The sequence below is a fragment of the Methylobacterium soli genome (assembly GCF_008806385.1).
In the GTDB taxonomy this organism is placed as follows: Bacteria; Pseudomonadota; Alphaproteobacteria; order Rhizobiales; family Beijerinckiaceae; genus Methylobacterium; species Methylobacterium soli.
Genome location: NZ_VZZK01000029.1, coordinates 24313 through 41645, shown reverse-complemented (window position 1 = coordinate 41645; position 17333 = coordinate 24313). Strand labels below are relative to the sequence as shown.

The 17333-nt window shown below is 71.1% G+C and carries 16 protein-coding genes; 9 read left to right on the top strand and 7 right to left on the bottom strand.

Annotated features, from left to right (window positions below):
• From F6X53_RS22910 to F6X53_RS22890, 5 genes are all read right to left on the bottom strand, one after another.
• Complete coding sequence (locus F6X53_RS22910; protein WP_151002673.1) at window positions 1–1749, bottom strand: putative 2-aminoethylphosphonate ABC transporter permease subunit; 1749 nt, start codon at window positions 1747–1749, stop codon at window positions 1–3.
• The gene (locus F6X53_RS22905; protein WP_151002672.1) at window positions 1746–2879 is read right to left on the bottom strand and encodes a putative 2-aminoethylphosphonate ABC transporter ATP-binding protein; all 1134 of its coding nucleotides are present in this window, start codon (window positions 2877–2879) and stop codon (window positions 1746–1748) included. The genes F6X53_RS22910 and F6X53_RS22905 overlap by 4 nt, the downstream gene beginning before the upstream one ends.
• 62 nt (window positions 2880–2941) lie before the next feature.
• Complete coding sequence (locus tag F6X53_RS22900; protein ID WP_151002671.1) at window positions 2942–3961, bottom strand: putative 2-aminoethylphosphonate ABC transporter substrate-binding protein; 1020 nt, start codon at window positions 3959–3961, stop codon at window positions 2942–2944.
• 234 nt (window positions 3962–4195) lie between these two features.
• Entirely contained in the window at window positions 4196–5023 is an 828-nt protein-coding gene (phnX, locus tag F6X53_RS22895) for a phosphonoacetaldehyde hydrolase (protein WP_151002670.1), read from the bottom strand.
• Window positions 5024–5064: 41 nt separating this feature from the next.
• Window positions 5065–6192 (bottom strand): 2-aminoethylphosphonate--pyruvate transaminase, encoded by a 1128-nt coding sequence (locus F6X53_RS22890; RefSeq protein ID WP_151002669.1) that lies wholly within the window; start codon window positions 6190–6192, stop codon window positions 5065–5067.
• 140 nt (window positions 6193–6332) lie between these two features.
• On the opposite strand from F6X53_RS22890, the gene F6X53_RS22885 reads away from it, so the two are divergent.
• From F6X53_RS22885 to F6X53_RS22870, 4 genes are all read left to right on the top strand, one after another.
• The gene (locus F6X53_RS22885) at window positions 6333–7253 is read left to right on the top strand and encodes a LysR substrate-binding domain-containing protein (RefSeq protein ID WP_151002668.1); all 921 of its coding nucleotides are present in this window, start codon (window positions 6333–6335) and stop codon (window positions 7251–7253) included.
• A complete protein-coding gene (locus F6X53_RS22880) occupies window positions 7250–8056 on the top strand; it encodes a DeoR/GlpR family DNA-binding transcription regulator (RefSeq protein WP_151002667.1) in 807 nt (268 codons plus the stop codon). Before F6X53_RS22885 ends, F6X53_RS22880 begins: the two co-directional genes overlap by 4 nt.
• 77 nt (window positions 8057–8133) lie before the next feature.
• On the top strand, window positions 8134–10647 hold the full coding sequence (locus F6X53_RS22875) for a GcvT family protein (RefSeq protein ID WP_151002666.1): 2514 nt from the start codon (window positions 8134–8136) through the stop codon (window positions 10645–10647).
• A gap of 52 nt (window positions 10648–10699) precedes the next feature.
• Complete coding sequence (locus F6X53_RS22870; RefSeq protein WP_151002665.1) at window positions 10700–11542, top strand: EamA family transporter; 843 nt, start codon at window positions 10700–10702, stop codon at window positions 11540–11542.
• A 5-nt stretch (window positions 11543–11547) separates the two neighbouring features.
• Here F6X53_RS22870 and F6X53_RS22865 read toward each other — a convergent pair whose 3' ends face one another.
• Both F6X53_RS22865 and F6X53_RS22860 read right to left on the bottom strand, forming a co-directional pair.
• Complete coding sequence (locus F6X53_RS22865) at window positions 11548–11754, bottom strand: hypothetical protein (RefSeq protein WP_238295950.1); 207 nt, start codon at window positions 11752–11754, stop codon at window positions 11548–11550.
• Window positions 11755–12027: 273 nt separating this feature from the next.
• On the bottom strand, window positions 12028–12615 hold the full coding sequence (locus F6X53_RS22860; protein ID WP_306426575.1) for a cupin domain-containing protein: 588 nt from the start codon (window positions 12613–12615) through the stop codon (window positions 12028–12030).
• Window positions 12616–12811: 196 nt separating this feature from the next.
• Here F6X53_RS22860 and F6X53_RS22855 point away from each other — a divergent pair, with 196 nt between their 5' ends.
• The 5 genes from F6X53_RS22855 to F6X53_RS22835 are packed head-to-tail and all read left to right on the top strand — an operon-like array spanning window position 12812 to window position 17272.
• Window positions 12812–13579, top strand: coding sequence for an ABC transporter substrate-binding protein (locus tag F6X53_RS22855; RefSeq protein ID WP_151002663.1), 768 nt, complete (start codon window positions 12812–12814; stop codon window positions 13577–13579).
• A 26-nt stretch (window positions 13580–13605) separates the two neighbouring features.
• Window positions 13606–14259 (top strand): amino acid ABC transporter permease, encoded by a 654-nt coding sequence (locus F6X53_RS22850; RefSeq protein WP_151002662.1) that lies wholly within the window; start codon window positions 13606–13608, stop codon window positions 14257–14259.
• Window positions 14256–14987 (top strand): amino acid ABC transporter ATP-binding protein, encoded by a 732-nt coding sequence (locus F6X53_RS22845; RefSeq protein WP_151002661.1) that lies wholly within the window; start codon window positions 14256–14258, stop codon window positions 14985–14987. The genes F6X53_RS22850 and F6X53_RS22845 overlap by 4 nt, the downstream gene beginning before the upstream one ends.
• Window positions 14988–15036: 49 nt before the next feature.
• Complete coding sequence (locus F6X53_RS22840) at window positions 15037–16326, top strand: NAD(P)/FAD-dependent oxidoreductase (RefSeq protein WP_151002660.1); 1290 nt, start codon at window positions 15037–15039, stop codon at window positions 16324–16326.
• A 1-nt stretch (window position 16327) separates the two neighbouring features.
• A complete protein-coding gene (locus tag F6X53_RS22835) occupies window positions 16328–17272 on the top strand; it encodes a 2-hydroxyacid dehydrogenase (protein WP_151002659.1) in 945 nt (314 codons plus the stop codon).
• Window positions 17273–17333: the final 61 nt, after the last annotated feature.

The following is a 17333-nucleotide window of genomic DNA, read 5'->3' as shown; positions in this document are numbered from 1 at the left end:
TCAGGCTTCGCGGCGGCGCCAGCGCTGCAGGCGATGGACCACGCCGCGATTGACGAGGACGAGGATGAGCCGCGCCCCGAGGGCGGTGGCCATGATCACGCTCGCCATCGCGGCGGCCGAGGCGGTGGCGCCCGCCTCGTCCATGTGGACGATCGCGATCGAGGCGAGCTTGGTGTCCGCGCCGTAGAGGAAGATCACCGCCGAGACCGTCGTCATGGCGTTGACGAACAGGTAGGCGGCGAGTTCCAGCACGGTCGGCAGGCAGATCGGCAGGCTCACCCGCGTGAAGGTCTGCCAGAACGGCACCTTGAGGGAGGCCGAGACCGCCTCGAATTCCGGGTCGATCTGCTTCAGCGCCGTCGCGGCGGTGACGTGGGCCACCGTGTAGTAATGGGCCAGCGTGTTGATCGCGAGCAGCACCAGCGTCCCGTACAGGACGTTGAGCGGGTTCCAGGGCGCGTTGAAGAAGAACACGTAGCCGAGGCCGAGCACGAGGCCCGGCACCGCGAGCGGCAGCATCGCCAGGAACTGCGCCAGCATCCGGCCCGCCGCGAAGGTCCTGAGCTTCTCGATCAGGTAGGCGCCGCAGAACACTAAAGCGGTGCCGATTGCCGCGACCGAGGCCGCCATGATCAGGGAGTTCCAGTAGGGCGACCAGCCATCGGCATCGGCCGCACCGAAATCGTAATGGTCGAGGGTCAAGGCGAGGTTGTAGGGCCAGTAGCGGATGAAGGAGGCCCAGACCGCGACGCCGTAGGTCGCCACGATCACGCCCGCGACGAGGACGGCATAGGCCAGGAAGGCCTGGTCGCGCCCGCGCCGGGGCTTCGGCTCGTAGGGGACGGAGCGGGCCGACAGGAGCGAGGTCTGGCGCCGCTGGATCACCCGGTCGACCCCGAAGGCGATCACGGCCGGGACCAGCATCAGCAGGCCGACGACGGCCCCCATCGGGAAGTTCTGCTGCCCGACGACCTGCCGGTAGGCGTCGGTGGCGAGCACCGCATACTGGCCGCCGATCACCTTGGGGATGCCGAAATCGGTCACCACCAGGGTGAAGACCACGAAGGCCGCGCTGACGAGGCCGTAGCGGGCGCCCGGCAGCGTCACGGTGGCGAAGGTGCGCAGGCGGCTCGTGCCCATCGCGGCGGCCGCCTCGTAGAGCCGCCCGTCCGACAGCGACAGGGCGGTGATCAGGATGATGAGGGCGTGCGGGAAGGCGTAGAGGCACTCGGCGACGACGATGCCGATCGGCCCGTAGACGGAATGCCCCATCAGGAGCCCGCGCAGGAGCCCCTGATTGCCCAGGATGTAGGTGAGGGCGATGCCCGAGAGCAGGGACGGCGCGAAGATCGGCAGCAGGGCGGCGGCGAGGAGAAGCCCCTTGAACCACATCGCCGTGCGCGTCAGCGCGTAGGCATAGCCGAAGGCGAGCGGCAGCACGATCATCACGCAGAGGGCGGCGATCGTCAGGCTGTTGGTGAGCGCCTCGACGAGGGTCGGCGTCGCGAAATAGGTGCGGAAATTGTCGAGGCCGGCGAGCCCGCCGGAGGGGGCCTCCAGGCTCTTGATCAGCAGCGCCCCGAGCGGCAGCGCGATGATGAGGACGAGAAGCCCGCCCATGAGCGCGATGAGGCCGGTCGCCACCGCGCGCTCGGAGAGGCGACGCACGGCCCGGGGCAGGACCACCGGCAGCGGGATCGCGGGGGCGCCCTCGGCCACGCGCGGGCTCTCGCTCGTCGCGGCGCTCATGTCGCCGATGCCGCCGAGGCCTGCGGCGGCGATGTCGCCGAGGCTTGCGGAAAGGCCCGCAGGGCCTTGGGCGGAAGGGCGACGTAGAGGTACTGGCCCTCGCTCAGCCCGAGGTCCCCCGACAGGTTGGCGGAGAGATCCGCCACGAGGCTGCCGCCGAGGTCGCGGCTCGGCTCCAGCCGCGCCCGGGTGAAGGAGCCGAGGAATTCGAGACTCTGCACCCGCACCTCGAGGGCGTTGACGTCGCCCGGCGTGACGTTGCCGACGCGGATCTCCTCGGGGCGGAAGCCGAGGCGGATGGGACTGCCGGGGATGAAGCCGCGGCCGTCCTCGCAGACGAGCGCGACCGAGCCGACGCGCAGCGCGCGCTCGCCCTCGACGGTCGCGTCCAGGAAGGTCATGGCGCCGATGAAGTCGGCCACGAAGGCGCTCGCCGGGTTGCGGTAGATCTCGTGCGGCGCCCCGACCTGCTCGATCCGGCCCCGGTTCATCACCACGACGCGGTCGGCCATGGCGAGCGCCTCCTCCTGGTCGTGCGTCACCATGATGGTGGTGATGCCGAGCCGCTTCTGAAGCTGCCGGATCTCCGTGCGCAGGCGCGTGCGGACCTTCGCGTCGAGGGCCGAGAGGGGCTCGTCCAGAAGGAGGAGCGAGGGCGAGGTCGCGAGGGCCCGGGCGAGCGCCACCCGCTGCTGCTGGCCGCCGGAGAGCTGGACCGGGTGCTTGTCGCCCTGGTCCGGCAGGCCGATCAGGGCGAGGAGTTCCGCCACGCGCGCCTCGATCCGCGCCCGCTTCATCCGGCGGTTGACGAGGCCGTAGGCGATGTTGGCCGCGACCGTCAGGTTCGGAAACAGGGCGTAGGACTGGAACACGATGCCGAAATCGCGCTCGGCGGGGGGCGCCGTCGAGACGTCGACGCCGCCGAGCGCGATCCGCCCCGTATCCTGGCGGTCGAGCCCGGCGATCATCCGCAGCAGGGTGGTCTTGCCGCAACCCGAGGGGCCGAGAAAGCAGACGAACTCGCCGCGCTGGATGTCGAGGTCGATCTCATCGAGGGCCCGGAAGCCGCCATAGCTCTTCGACAGCCCGCGAACCGTCAGGAACGGCATCGTCGCCTCGGCACTCGTCATGGCGTCGGTCCTCTGCGTCTCGGCCGGCGCGCCGGCCGCGCGCCGGGGTTGATCCGGAAGCCCTACTTCTTGGCGGCCGCCTTGCTCTCGTAGCGGCGCGACCACTCGGCCAGGATGCGCTCGCGGTTCTCGGCCATCCAGCCGAGATCGTTCTTGATCATGCCCGCCTCGGCGTTGGCCGGATAGTTCGCCGGGGCGCTCGCCGCGCCCGGATAGGCGACGATCGCGTAGCTCTTGGCGTAGACCTCGTTCGCGCCCTTGCTGGCGCCCCAATCGGCGACCTTGCGGGCGAGCGCCAGGTTCTTCGTCGTCGCGACGACCGCCAGGGCCTCCTCGTCCCAGCCCGTGCCGTCCTGGGGCACGACCACCTCGATCGGCGCGCCCTTGCTCTTCTCGGCAGCCCCGCGCATGTCGAGCGACAGGCCGGCGACCCGCTCGCCGCGGGCGGCCTGGACGCAGGGCGCCGAGCCCGAATGCAGGTAGGCGGCCATGTTCTCGTGGAGCTTGTCCATGAAGGCCCAGCCCTTCTCCTCGCCCATGCTCTGCAGCCAGCCGGCCACCATCAGGTAGCCGGTGCCCGAGGAGGCCGGGTGGGGCATCACGATCTTGCCCTTGAGGCCGGGGGCCAGCAGGTCGGACCAGCGCGCGGGCGTGCCGATCCCGTCGCGGGACGCCTCGGCGGTGTTGAAGCAGACGACGCCCAGATAGGCGTCCATGCCGGTCCAGGTATAGGGCGCCTTCGGGTCCCGGAACTCGGCCTTGAGGGCGTCGGCGCCTTGCGGCTTGTACTCGGCTAGGAGGCCGAGCTTCTCGAACATCAGGAGGCTCGAAGCCGCGAGGCCGATCACCAGATCGGCGCGCGGGTTCTCCTTCTCGGCCAGGAAACGCGCCGTGATCACCCCGGTCGAGTCGCGGACCCAGACCACCTCGACCTCCGGCACCGCCCGCTCGATGCTGGCCTTCACGGGGCCGAGCTGGTCGTTCTCGAGGGCCGTGTAGATCGTGAGCTTGGTGCGATCGGCTGCCTGCGCGGCCGATCCAAGTAGGGCAAGGGCAAGCGCGAGGGATCCGAGGGCTTTCATGAGTCTGGCTCCGATGTCGTACCGTCACATTCCTATATGTCCGGCGACATGACAGTAGAACGACAAATTCTGCCCTCGACAAGATCCTTGTTTTTGCAACGCACGACCAGTAATTGTGCAGTTTCGATCAATATTGTTGGCGATTAATCGGAAACGCATCTTTGCTGCCCGGCACGCTGTGCTGGGCAGTGATGATCGTTCGGGTTTCGGCGCGCCGCCCGTGCGGCGCGTGCCTCAGCAGGCTTGCGGCATGCGGCCCGCGGCGAGCAATCCTTCGATGTCCTGCACGACACCCGGCAGGTCGGCGATCGTGTCGATCAGGAAGTGGGGCCTCGACTCGGCAAATAGCGCCGCGATGCGGGTCCGCTCGGCGGCGAGGCGCTCCGGCGGCAGCGCCCGGAACGCCTCGTAGCTGAGCCCCAGCGCGTTGCCCGAGCAGGTCAGCGCCACGGTCCACATCCCGGCGCGCCGCCCTTCGAGGATGCCCGGCACGGTGTCGTCGACCTTGACGCAGGCGGCGACGTCGTCGACGCCGAGGGCGATGACGTTGGCGAGGGCCTGCGCCGGCCAGGGGCGGCCGTTCGGGACCTCGTCGGTCGCCACCACGTGGTCGGCGACGTAGCCGTTCTGGCGCGCCAGCGCGACGACGCGCTCCATCACGCGCGCGGGGTAGCCCGAGCAGGAGCCGATCTGGATGTCCCTGGCGCGCAGGGCCGCGATCGCCTCGAGCGCCCCCGGGATCAGGGCGGAATGCTCCGCGATCTTCTCGATCTGGAGCGGCATGAAGCGCTCGTAGATCGCCGTCACGTCGTCGTCCGTGGCCTCGCGCCCGAACCTTGCCGCGTAGCGCGCCGCGATCTCGGGCTGGTCGCAGAGCGTGCGGATATGGTCCCACTTGCCCATGCCCATGGGGCCGCGGGCCTCCGCGAGGCTGATAGCGACGCCGAACTCGCCGAAGGCCTCCACGAAGATCTGGGTCGGCGCGAAGGAGCCGAAATCGACGACCGTTCCAGCCCAATCCAAGATCGCGGCCTGGAGCTTGCGTGGGGTCTCGTAGGGCATGGCGGGTGTCCCCGGGGCTGGCATTCGGCGGGAAGGGGCGGTCAGATCGTCTCGATCTTCATCGCGCGGAGGGTGTCCGCGACGGCGTCCACGGCGCGCTCCATCTCGGCGGATCCGACGCTGCCGATGCAGCCGACCCGGAAGGTTTCGAGCTCGGTGAGCTTTCCCGGATAGAGGATGAAGCCCTTGGCGCGCACGGCCTCGTAGAATTCGGTGAAGCGATAACGGCCGTCGCGCGGCGCGTGGAAGGTCACGATGATGGGCGCCTGGATCTCGGGGGCGAGGAAGCTGCGCAGGCCGAGCTTCGCCATCCCGGCGATCAGGACTTGGCAGTTGCGCGCGTAGCGGGCGTGGCGCGCCGGCAGGCCGCCCTCTTCCTCGTATTGCAGCAAGGCCTCGTGCAGGGCCGCGACCACGTGGGTCGGCGGCGTGAAGCGCCACTGGCCGGTGCGCTGCATGTAGAGGTGCTGGTCGCGCAGATCGAGGGCGAGGGAGGCGGTGTTGCCCGCGCTGGCCAGGAGCGCTTCGCTGCGGGCGATCACGAAGCCCATGCCGGGCACGCCTTCGAGGCACTTGCCCGAGGCCGCGATCAGGGCCTCGAAGGGGATTTGGCGCGCGTCGATCGGCAGCGCCCCGAAGGAGCTCATCGCGTCGATGATGAGGGCGCGGCCGTGGCGCGCCACCACCGCGGCGATCGCCTCCAGCGGGTTGAGGATGCCCGTGCTGGTCTCGCAATGGATCAGCCCGACATGGCTGATCGCCCGGTCCGCCGCGAGCAGCCGGTCCACGGCCTCCGGGGTCGTCGGAACATCGTCGCCGGTCTCGTGGATCACGTGGTCGCGCCCGAGCGCCTCGCAGATCTTCGCGAGCCGCTTGCCGTAGGCGCCGTTCACGCAGACCAGCACCTTGCCGCGGCGCGGCACGAAGGTGCCGATGGCCGCCTCGACCGCGAAGGTCCCGCTGCCTTGGAGCGGCACGCAGACATGGCTGCCGGTGCCATGGGCGATGGCCACGAGCTTGTCGCAGAGGCTGGCGGTCAGCGCATTGAAGCTGCCGTCCCAGGAGCCCCAATCCGTCAGCATCGCGGCGCGGGTGCGCTCCGAGGTGGTCAGGGGGCCAGGCGTCAGGAGGATGGGCGTCAGGAGGATGGGCGCGGAGGCTGCTGTCATGATCGTCCTGCCGAGGCTCGCCTACCCGAGCGAATCCGCGAGGCGGTGGGTCTCGGGACGGGCGGATCTTGCGTTCGGGCCATCCATCAGATCAAATCGTTTGTCGTAATGCCTGCCATCAGTCTCGTCGATAGGCGCCGATGAACCTGTTCCAGCTCCGCGCCTTCGACGCCGTCTCGCGCGAGGGCAGCTTCACCCGGGCGGCCAAGCGGCTCTGCATCAGCCAGCCGGCGGTGACCGGGCACATCAAGGCGCTGGAGGAGCGCTACGACCTCGTGCTGTTCCGCCGGACGGCGCGCAGCGTCGCGCTGACGCCCCAGGGTCACGCCCTCGCGGCGCTGACCGGGCCGCTCTTCGGCCTCGTCGAGCAGGCCGAGGACCTGTTGCTCGCCAACCGCGCCCTCGTTTCCGGCCGCATCGAGATCGCGGTGGACGGCCCGCACGTCGTCATGCCCCTGCTGGCGCGCCTGCGCGAGAGCCACCCTGGCATCACCGTGAGCCTGATCCTCGGCAATGCCGCCGAGACCTGCGAGGCGCTCCTGGCCGAGCGGGCGAGCATCGGCGTGGTCACCGAGGTGCAGCCCCATCCCGACCTGCATATCGAGGAGATCGCGGCCTCGCGCATCTGCGTGGTCCTCCCGCGGGGCCATGCCCTCGCGGACGAGGCCGAGATCGACCTCCGCCGCCTCGATGGCGCCGCGATGGTGCTGCGCGAGCCGACCTCGGTCACGCGCCGGACCTTCGATGCGGCCTGCCGCCGCCGCGGCGTCGCGCCCGCGATCCTGATGGAGCTCGACAGCCGCGAGGCGGTGATCGAGGCCGCCGCCGCCGGCCTCGGCCTCGGCATCGTCTCCTCCCTGGAGCGCGGCGAGGATGCCCGCATCCGCGCGGTGCCGATCGCGGGTCCGGACCTCGTCAACCGGCACGCCATCGCGTGCCTCGCGCGCCGGCGCAACCTGCGCCTGATCCGCGCCGTCTTCGACCTCGCCCGGAGCCTTGGCCCGCACAACCGCGATGCCGGCCGGGACCGTGGCGGCATGAGCCCCGGGAAGCACGCATGAGCCAGCCGCCCCGTCCCATCGCGGCCCGGCGGCATGACGAGATCCTGCGGCGCCTCTCCGCCGACGGCAATGTCAGCGTCGAGGAGATGGCATTGGTCTTCGACGTCTCGCGGGAGACGATCCGGCGCGATCTCAAGGCGCTCGCCGGCCGCGGCCACCTCGCCATCGTGCATGGGGGCGCGACGCGCCGGGCCGACGAGCCGGCGCTGGCCGATCGGCAGAGCGACAACCCGGAGGGCAAGGCCGCGATCGGCCGGGCCGGCGCCCGCCTCGTCGAGGACGGCATGGTCGTCCTCCTGGATTCCGGCGCGACCACGCTCGCCCTGGCGCACGCGCTTGCCGGGCTCGACCCGAGCGCGTCGCGGGAAAGGCCGGCCTGGACCGGGCTGACGATCTGCACCAACAGCCTGCCGATCGGGCTCTGCCTCTGTCGGATCCCCGGCATCCGGGTCCACATGCTCGGCGGCGAGGTGAGCGTCGGCGACGAGGCCGCCTTCGGCACCGAGGCGATCGCGGCGCTCGCCCGGTTCCGGGCCGACCTCGCCTTCGTGGGGGCGGGCGGCATCTCGTCCGCGGGCGAGATCACCGACTTCGCCCTGCTCCCGACCGATCTGCGCGCCCGCATGCTGGCCTCGGCCGAGCGCGCCTACATCGTGGCCGACCGCACGAAGTTCGGCCGCCTCACCCCGATCCGGCTCCAGCCGATCCCGCGGGGCACCGGGCTCATCGTCGACGCGGCCCCACCGCCCGCCATGGCGGGCGCGCTCGCCGAGCGCGGCCTCGACCTCGTCCTGGCCCGTTGATGTGAGATTTTGTGGTTTTTTGTTGTATTTTCTGACGGGCCTCGGCTAGGGCTGGGCAGCCGCAGGAGATGCCGCCGATGACCGCCAGCGCTTTCCCGACCCAGGCCCGGACCGTGATCATCGGGGGCGGCATCGTCGGCACGTCGATCGCCTACCATCTCGTGGGTCTCGGCCATCGCGACGTGGTCCTGCTGGAGAAGGACCGCCTGTCGAGCGGGACGACCTGGCACTCCGCCGGCCTCGTCGGGCAATTGCGCCAGCAGGCGAGCCTGACCCGGATGATCCGCTACTCCACGGGGCTCTACGAGCGCCTGGAGGCCGAGACGGGGCTCGCCACCGGCTGGAAGCGCTGCGGCTCCCTCACGGTCGCCCGCACGCCCGAGCGCATGACGGTGCTGGCCCGCAACGTCGCCAGCGCCCGGGCCCAGGGCGTCGAGATCGAGCGTCTCGATCCCGCCGAGGCCGGCCGGCTCTGGGCGCCGATGCGCCACGAGGACCTCCTCGGCGCGGTCTGGCTGCCCGGCGACGGCAAGGCCAACCCCTCCGACGTCACGGCGGCGCTCGCCCGCGGCGCCCGGCTCGGGGGTGCGCGCCTCTTCGAGCGGACCGGGGTCCGGTCGATCGAGACGGTGGCGGGCCGGGTCGCGGCGGTGGTCACCGACCGGGGCCGCATCGCCTGCGAGACCCTGGTGATCGCGGCCGGCCAGTGGTCGCGCCAGGTCGGCGCCCTCTGCGGCGTGTCGGTGCCCCTGCATTCGGCCGAGCACATGTACATCGTCACCGACGCGATCCCGGGGGTGAGCCCGGACCTGCCGGTGATGCGCGACCCCGACGGCTACATCTATTTCAAGGAGGAGGTCGGCGGCCTCGTGATGGGCGGGTTCGAGCCGCAGGCCAAGCCCTGGGGCATGGACGGCATCCCGGAGGATTTCGCGTTCCAGCTCCTGCCCGACGACTGGGACCAGTTCGAGATCCTGATGGAGAACGCGATCCGGCGCGTGCCCGCCCTGGAGACCGCGCCGGTCAAGCTGTTCCTCAACGGCCCGGAGAGCTTCACGCCGGACAACAATTGCCTGCTCGGCCCATCGCCCGATTGCGCCGGCGTCTACGTGGCCGCGGGCTTCAACTCGGCGGGCATCGCGCTCGGGGGCGGGGCCGGGCGCGCGCTCGCCGAGTGGCTCGTCGCGGGCGAGCCGACCGACGACCTCTGGGCCGTCGACATCCGGCGCTTCGCGCGGTTCAACGCCAACCCGACCTGGCTGCACGACCGGGTCAAGGAGACCCTCGGCCTGCACTACGCCATGCCCTGGCCGAACCGGGAGCTCGTCTCGGCCCGCCCGCTGCGCCGCTCGCCGCTCTATGACCGGCTCGCCGCGAAGGGGGCGGTGTTCGGCGCGAAGATGGGCTGGGAGCGCCCGAACCTCTTCGATGCGCAGATCGCGGCGGCCGGGCCCGCCTACACCTTCGGGCGCGGGGCCTGGACCGGGGCGGTCGCGGCCGAGCAGCGCGCGATCCGCGAGGGCGTCGGCCTCGTCGACATGACGAGCTTCGGCAAGCTCCTGGTCCAGGGCCGCGACGCCCTCGCGGTGCTGCAGGAGATCTGCTGCGCCGACATGGCCATGGAGCCCGGCGAGAGCCGCTACAGCCCGATCCTGAACGCCCGCGGCGGCTTCGAGAGCGAGGTGACGGTGGCCCGGCTCGCCGCGGATTCCTTCCTGGTCATCACCGGCTCGGGGCAGGCGGTCCGCGACGAGCACCTCCTGCGCAGCCGCATCCCGGCCGCGGCCTGCGCGGTGGTCACCGACATGACCTCCGCCTACGCCGTGCTGGCGCTCGCCGGCCCGCGCGCCGCCGAGCTTCTCGGGCGGGTGAGCCGGTCGGGGACCGGGTCGATCCCGCCCGGGTTGGGGTCGATCCCGCACGGGATCGGGACGATCCCGCACGGGATCGATACGATCCCGCAAGAGGGGCTGCGCGAGATCGATGTCGGCTACGCCACCCTCCGGGCGGTGCGGCGCAGCTATGTCGGCGGGGACGGGTTCGAGCTCATCGTGCCGACGGAGTTCGCGGCCGGCGTCTACGACACCCTGACGGCGGCGGGCGAAGCGCTGGGTCTGCGCGATGTCGGCGCCTACGCGGTCGACGCGCTGCGGATCGAGATGGGCTACGCCGCCTGGGGCCGCGATATCGGACCCGACGTCACGCCCTTCGAGGCCGGCCTCGGCCACGTCGTGCGCTTCGACAAGCCGGCCTTCGCGGGTCGCGAGGCGCTCGTCGCCGCGCGGGACGCCGTGCCGGACCGCCGCCTCGTCTCGCTCTTCGTCGATCTGCCGGGCGACGTGATGGCCTGGGGCGGCGAGCTGATCCTCGAGGAGGGCCGGCCGGTCGGCGAGGTCACCTCGGCGGCGCTCAGCGCGACCCTCGGGGGCCTCGTGGCCATCGGGCGGATCGCGACGGGGGGCCTCGGCCTCGACCAGGCGGGCCTCGACGCGCGCAGGTTCGAGATCGAGGTCGCCGGCCGCCGCGTCCCCGCCTGGCTCGGGCTCACGCCCTACCGGGCCCGTTCGGACCGACGCGGCGACGCCGCATGAGGTCCAGCCTATGAGTCCCGCCGCATGAGTCTTGCCGCATGAGACCCGCCGCATGAGTCCCGCCGTCTTCGCCGCAGTCCTCGCCGGCGCCTGCATGCATGCGGGCTGGAACGCGATGGTGAAGCTGCGCCTCGAGCCGATCCTCACCATGGCGCTGATCACGGCGGCGGCGGGCGTGATCGCCCTGCCGGCGCTCGCCTGGTTCGGCCTGCCGCGGTTCGAGGCCTGGCCGTGGCTCCTCGGCTCGATCCTGCTGCATCTCGGCTACTACGTCGCGCTGACGGAGGCCTACCGGCACGCCGACATGAGCCAGGTCTACCCGATCGCCCGGGGCAGCGCGCCGCTGCTGACGATGCTGGTCTCGGTCGTGATCCTGCGCGAGGCCGTGGCGCCGCTCGCCGGGCTCGGCATCCTGCTCCTCTGCGCCGGCGTCGGCCTGATCGCGCTTAGCCGCGGCAAGGGGCAGCGGCTGCGGCCGCAGGCCCTCGCCTATGCGGGGCTGACCGCGCTCCTGATCTGCGGCTACACCCTGGTGGACGGGATCGGGGCGCGCGTGGCCGAGAATCCCCACGCCTATTCCGCCGCCCTGTTCGTGGTGGACGGGATCCCGCTCCTGCTGTTCGTGCTGTGGCGGCGGGGCAGGGCGGTCCTGGAGCCGATGCGGCGGGTCCTGGTCCCGGGGATGATCGGGGGCCTCCTGTCCCTCGGCTCCTACTGGATCGCGATCTGGGCGATGACGGTGGCGCCGATTCCGCTGGTGGCGGCGACGCGCGAGACCAGCGTACTCTTCGCGGTCCTGATCTGCGTGACCATCCTGAAGGAGCCGCTTCCGGCGACCCGGGCCACCGCGGCCCTCCTGGTCGTCGTCGGGGTCGCCGCGATGCGGCTGGCCTGAGGGGCTCAGCCGCGGATGCCGAGCCAGCTCGGCCGCGGATGCGGCTTCGGGCCGATCGAGCCCGTGGCCACCGGATCCGTCGTCCGCAGGGCGAAGGGATTGACCCCGCGCCGATCCGCGAGGTCGGCCGAGTAGAGCGCCGCGGCCACGAGCGCCCCGATCGCCAGCGTCGCCGTCGCGACCCGCCAAACCTGACGCAGGATACCGAGCATCACCGCAACCTCGCTGCCCGCGAGACTGAGCGATCACGGTTAGGGATCAACTAACGGTTCGGTTCAAATTCGGACCTATTCGATCCTGCGGCGGGTCGGGCGGAAGGCGGCGGCGAGGGATATGGGGGCCGCCATCGAAGCTGCCGAGGGGAGGGCGAGGGTCGTAAGCGCCGTCGGGTCGCATGGGCCGGCTTGGGCGCCCCTGCGTGATCGTCCGATCTCGGCACCTTTATGCATCTTGAAGTTGTGTTCATCGCGAAGCCGCCGCCCCGCTCAGGCCGGGAGGGTGGGCAGGATCGCGTTGACCCAGAGCACGACGGTCCGGGTCGTCGCCGAGGGGTTGCCGAAGCGGTGGGGCCGGCGGCTCGCGAAGCGGAAGCTGTCGCCCGTCGCGAGCCGCAGCGTCTGGTCCTCCACGGTGAGCACGAGGTCCCCTTCGAGCACCAGCCCGGCCTCCTCGCCATCGTGGCTGAACGAATCGTCGCCGGTGCTCGCCTTCGGCTCGAGCACGGTCCGGAACAGGCTCAAACCCCCGGCCGTGCCGCTCGGCGTCAGCAATTGCTTGGTGATTCCCGCCCGCCAGAGCCACAGGTTCGGGCGGTCCTGCTCGCGGGTGACGATCGCGTCGTCGCGGGCCTCGGTCTCGGAGCCGAACAGGCCCGCCAGCCCCGTCTGCAGGGTGTCGGCCAGGAGGGCGAGCATGCGCAAGGAGGGCGAGGACAGCCCGCGCTCCACCTGGCTGAGGAAGCCGATCGACACGCCGGTGCTCGCCGCGACCTTCTCGAGGGACAGGCCGCGCGCGAGCCGCAGCGCCCTGAGGCGCTGCCCGACCGCCACGTCGACGGCATCGCCCGATGACATGACCTGTCCGCTCGTTCTGCCCATGCCGAACTGCCCAGCCCGAACTGCCGCTACGGAAACCGCCTGCAACCGAAACACGCTTTCATGCACGTGAAATCGACTTGCGTCATGCCGCCGGTTATGCCGTAATCTTCACGTACATGAAAGTGTCGATCGAGCCGCGGCGCCGGTTTCGCTGCCGCAGGAGGATTGAGAGATGCGCTATCTCGTTCGTGCAGCCTGCCTCGCCCTGGCGACGCTCGTCGTCCCGCCCGCGCAGGCCGAGCCGGCCCTCCGGGTCGGCGCCACGCCCACCGGGCTCCCCTTCACCTTCCTCGACACGAAGACGAACAGCATCCAGGGCGTCATGGTCGACCTGATCAACGCGGTCGGGAAGGAGGCGGGCTTCGTGCCGGCGGTGGAGCCGCTGCAATTCTCGACCCTGATCCCGGCGCTCACGGCCCGGAAGATCGACCTGATCTCGGCCGCGATGTTCATCACGCCCCAGCGCCGGGAGGTCGTGGACTTCTCCGAGCCGGTCTACAGCTACGGCGAGGGCCTGATCGTCCCGAAGGCGGACACCAAGGCCTATTCCACCTTCGAGGACCTCAAGGGCGAGACCGTCGGCGCCCAGGTCGGCACCGCCTTCGTCGAGCCGCTGAAGAAGTCCGGCCTCTTCGCCGAGGTGAAGATCTACGACACCATCCCGGACATCATCCGGGACGTGAATTCCGGGCGCCTCAAGGCCGGCTTCGCCGACAGCCCGATCCTCGCCTACTACGTCAAGCAGGGCACCTTCCAGGGCGTGCGCATGGTCGAGGGCTTCAAGCCGCGCGTGACCGCCTCCATCGGGGTCGCCCTGCGCAAGGGCGAGGGCGACCTGCTGCAGCGGATCAACGCGGCCATCGCCAAGCTCAAGCAGGATGGCGGCCTCAAGGCGATCCTCGACAAGTGGGGCCTGCAGCCCTCCGCCGACCCGTCCTGAGCCACCTCTGACCGGAAGGCCGCCGGATGACCGAGTTCCTCTCCGACGCGCGGGAATTCCTGCCGATCCTGTTCCAGGGCGTGCAGCTCACGGTCCTGATCACGGTCGCGTCGCTCGCGGTCTCGACGGTGCTGGGCCTGTTCTGGGCGATGCTCCGGGTCTCGGGCAGCCGGGTCCTGTCGGGATTCAGCGTGGTGATGGTCAACATCCTGCGCGGCATCCCGATCATCGTGCAGCTCTTCTACATCTACTTCGTGCTGCCCGAATTCGGCGTCTCGCTCACCGCCGTCCAGGCGGGCATCATCGGGCTCGGCATCGCCTACTCGGCCTATCAGGCCGAGAATTTCCGGGCCGGGATCGAGGCGGTGGACCGCGGCCAGGTCGAGGCGGCCCAGGCCATCGGCATGGGCTGGTGGCTCACCATGCGGCGGGTGGTGCTGCCGCAGGCGATCCGCATCGCCCTGCCGCCCTACGGCAACCTCATGATCATGATGCTCAAGGATTCCTCGCAGGCCTCGACCATCACGGTCGCGGAGCTGGCCCTGCAGGGCAAGCTCATCGCCTCCTCGACCTTCAAGAACACCAGCGTCTTCACCCTCGTGGCCCTGATGTATCTCGCGCTCAGCCTGCCCCTGATCCTGCTCGTGCGCCATCTCGAGAAACGGGCGGATCGTTCATGATTTGCCTCACGGACGTGCACAAGCATTACGGCTCGCTGGAGGTCATCAAGGGCGTCTCCGCGGAGGTCGCCAAGGGCGAGGTCGTGTGCATCATCGGGCCGTCCGGCTCCGGAAAGTCCACGCTCCTGCGCTGCGTCAACGGCCTCGAGGCCTATGACGGCGGCGAAATCCGGGTGTCGGGCACCCGCGTCGACCGCAACGCCCGCAGCATCCGCGAGATCCGCACTCGCGTCTCGATGGTGTTCCAGCGCTTCAACCTGTTCTCGAACCGGACGGCGCTCGAGAACGTCGTCGAGGGTCCGATCCACGTGAAGCGCGAGCCGCGGGCCGAGGCGCAGGAGCGCGCCCGCGCGCTGCTGGCGAAGGTCGGACTCACCGGCAAGGAGGACGCCTATCCGCGGGAATTATCCGGAGGCCAGCAGCAGCGCGTCGCCATCGCGCGGGCGCTCGCCATGCGGCCCGACGCGATCCTGTTCGACGAGCCGACCTCCGCCCTGGATCCGGAACTCGTCGGCGACGTGCTGCGCGTCATGCGCGGCCTCGCCGAAGAGGGCATGACCATGCTGGTGGTGACCCACGAGATGGGATTCGCCCGCGAGGTGGCCGACCGCGTCCTCTTCCTCGATGGCGGCGTGCTGGTGGAGCAGGGCCCCGCCGCGGACATCCTCAGCCGGCCGGCCCATCCGCGCACGCAGGACTTCCTGCGCCGGGTGCTGAACCCACTCTAGCGCGACGATCGACCGGCGAGACCCCACAGGCACACAGGCGAGCTGACGCGTGGCGGAACCCTTCCCTCTCGAACCCTCCCTCTGGGCCGCCACCGCGGCACCGGCTCCGGAGACTCCACCGCTCGACCGGTCGGGCCAGGCCGATGTCGTTATCGTCGGCGCGGGCTATTGCGGCCTGTCGACGGCCCTGCACCTCGCCGAGCGCGGCATCCGGCCGGTCGTCCTCGAGGCGCGCGAGGTCGGCTTCGGCGGCTCGGGGCGCAATGGCGGGCAGGTCATCCCCGGCCTCAAGTTCGACCCCGACGACCTCGTCGCCAAGTTCGGGCAGGAGCGCGGCGCGCGCCTCGCGCGCTTTGCCGGCAGCACCGCCGACACGGTGTTCGGCCTGATCGAGACGCATAACCTCGACGTGCCCCACCGGCGCAACGGCTGGATCCAGGGCGCGCATACGCCGGCCGGACTCGACGAGGTCGGGCGGCGGGCCGAGCAATGGGCCCGCCTCGGGGCCCCGGCGCGGGCCCTCGACAAGGGCGAGACGGACCGGCTCCTCGGCACCGAGCGCTATCTCGGCGGCTGGCTCGACGGCCGGGGCGGAGCCGTCCAGCCCCTGAGCTACGCCCGGGGCCTCGCGCGCGCCGCCCAGGCCGCCGGCGCGACCATTCACGGCAACAGCCCCGTCACGGGCCTGAGGCGCGCGCGCGACGGCTGGCACGTGACGACCGCGCGGGGCGCCAGCCTCAGGGCCGAGCGGGTGATCCTCTGCACCAACGGCTATACCGGCCCGCTCTGGCCCGACCTCGCCGAAAGCATCATCGCGGCGAATTCCTTCCAGGTCGCGACGGCGCCCCTGTCCGACAATCTGCGCCGCTCGATCCTGCCGGAGGGGCACGTCTCCTCCGACACCCGCAAGCTCCTGCTGTATTTCCGCCTCGACCATACCGGCCGGCTGCTCCTCGGCGGCCGCGGCCCGTTCCGCGAGCCGCGCGGGCCGGCGGATTGGGCGCATCTCGAGCGCATCGTCGGCAAGCTGTTTCCCCAGCTCGGCGCCGTCACCTTCGATTACCGCTGGTGCGGCCGGGTCGCGATCACGCGGGATTTCCTGCCCCACCTGCACGAGCCGGAACCGGGCCTGTTCATCGATATCGGCTGCCAGGGGCGGGGCGTCGGCCTCCAATCCGCGATGGGGCGGGCGATCGCCGAGTATGTCGCCACCGGCAATGCCGAGGCGCTGCCCGTCGCCCCGACGCCGGTCGCGCGGCTTCCCCTCCACGCGCTCCACCGCGTCTACGTGTCGGCCGTGATCGCGTGGTATCGCCTGAACGATGGCGGCATGCGCTGAGATGACGAACCCGATTGCCCTGGTCACGCGCGGGGATGCGGCGACGCAGGAGGAATGGCGCGCGGCGCTGGCCGCTGCCATGCCCGAGGAGACGATCCTTCCCTTCTCGGTGCTGAGCGCCGAGCAGCGCCGGCAGGCCGACATCGCCATCGTCGCAAATCCCGATCCCGCGGATGTCGCCGCGCTCCCGAACCTCGCCTGGGTGCAGAGCCTCTGGGCCGGCGTCGAGCGGCTGGTCGGCGAGCTCGGCGCGGACGCCCCCCCGATCGTTCGGCTCATCGACCCGGAATTGTCGCGGGCGATGGCGGAGGCCGTCCTCGCCTGGACCCTCTATCTCCACCGCGACATGCCGGCCTATGCCGGGCAGCAGCGCCGGCGGGTCTGGCAGGCGCTTCCCTATCGCGCGCCGTCGCGGACACGGGTCGGGCTGCTCGGCCTCGGCGCGCTCGGCGCCGCCGCCGCCGCCTGCCTGCTCCGCGCCGGCTTCTCGGTGGCGGGCTGGAGCCGATCCGAGCAAACGCTGCCCGGCATAAAGACCGCGACCGGCGCCGCCGGGCTGTCCGGCCTCCTGGCGCACAGCGACATCGTGGTCTGCCTCCTGCCGCTGACCGCCGAGACGCGCGGTCTCCTGGACGGCGCGCGGCTCGCGCAGATGAAGCCCGGCGCGAGCCTGATCAACTTCGCCCGCGGACCGATCGTCGTGACCCCGGACCTGATCGCGGCGCTGGATTCGAGGCACCTCGCTCACGCCATCCTCGACGTCTTCGACGTGGAGCCCTTGCCCCCGGATTCCGCCCTCTGGGATCACCCGCGGGTGACGGTGCTGCCCCATATCTCGGCGCCGACGGACCGCGTCTCGGCCGCCGGGATCGTCGCCGCCAACGTGCGCCGCTACCGCGCGAGCGGGCGATGTCCGGAGGCGGTCGATCGGGCCCGCGGCTATTGAGGCCTTGATGCCGGAGGCGGTCCCCGGCGCGCCCCGCGATGGCGCCGTCGGTTCCGGGCCG

Excerpts from the sequence above, each read along its gene's own strand:
- F6X53_RS22910 (WP_151002673.1), bottom strand. The coding sequence starts at position 1,749 with ATGAGCGCCGCGACGAGCGAGAGCCCGCGCGTGGCCGAGGGCGCCCCC.
- F6X53_RS22905 (WP_151002672.1), bottom strand. The coding sequence starts at position 2,879 with ATGACGAGTGCCGAGGCGACGATGCCGTTCCTGACGGTTCGCGGGCTG.
- F6X53_RS22900 (WP_151002671.1), bottom strand. The coding sequence starts at position 3,961 with ATGAAAGCCCTCGGATCCCTCGCGCTTGCCCTTGCCCTACTTGGATCG.
- phnX (WP_151002670.1), bottom strand. The coding sequence starts at position 5,023 with ATGCCCTACGAGACCCCACGCAAGCTCCAGGCCGCGATCTTGGATTGG.
- F6X53_RS22890 (WP_151002669.1), bottom strand. The coding sequence starts at position 6,192 with ATGACAGCAGCCTCCGCGCCCATCCTCCTGACGCCCATCCTCCTGACG.
- F6X53_RS22885 (WP_151002668.1), top strand. The coding sequence starts at position 6,333 with ATGAACCTGTTCCAGCTCCGCGCCTTCGACGCCGTCTCGCGCGAGGGC.
- F6X53_RS22880 (WP_151002667.1), top strand. The coding sequence starts at position 7,250 with ATGAGCCAGCCGCCCCGTCCCATCGCGGCCCGGCGGCATGACGAGATC.
- F6X53_RS22875 (WP_151002666.1), top strand. The coding sequence starts at position 8,134 with ATGACCGCCAGCGCTTTCCCGACCCAGGCCCGGACCGTGATCATCGGG.
- F6X53_RS22870 (WP_151002665.1), top strand. The coding sequence starts at position 10,700 with ATGAGTCCCGCCGTCTTCGCCGCAGTCCTCGCCGGCGCCTGCATGCAT.
- F6X53_RS22865 (WP_238295950.1), bottom strand. The coding sequence starts at position 11,754 with ATGCTCGGTATCCTGCGTCAGGTTTGGCGGGTCGCGACGGCGACGCTG.
- F6X53_RS22860 (WP_306426575.1), bottom strand. The coding sequence starts at position 12,615 with ATGTCATCGGGCGATGCCGTCGACGTGGCGGTCGGGCAGCGCCTCAGG.
- F6X53_RS22855 (WP_151002663.1), top strand. The coding sequence starts at position 12,812 with ATGCGCTATCTCGTTCGTGCAGCCTGCCTCGCCCTGGCGACGCTCGTC.
- F6X53_RS22850 (WP_151002662.1), top strand. The coding sequence starts at position 13,606 with ATGACCGAGTTCCTCTCCGACGCGCGGGAATTCCTGCCGATCCTGTTC.
- F6X53_RS22845 (WP_151002661.1), top strand. The coding sequence starts at position 14,256 with ATGATTTGCCTCACGGACGTGCACAAGCATTACGGCTCGCTGGAGGTC.
- F6X53_RS22835 (WP_151002659.1), top strand. The coding sequence starts at position 16,328 with ATGACGAACCCGATTGCCCTGGTCACGCGCGGGGATGCGGCGACGCAG.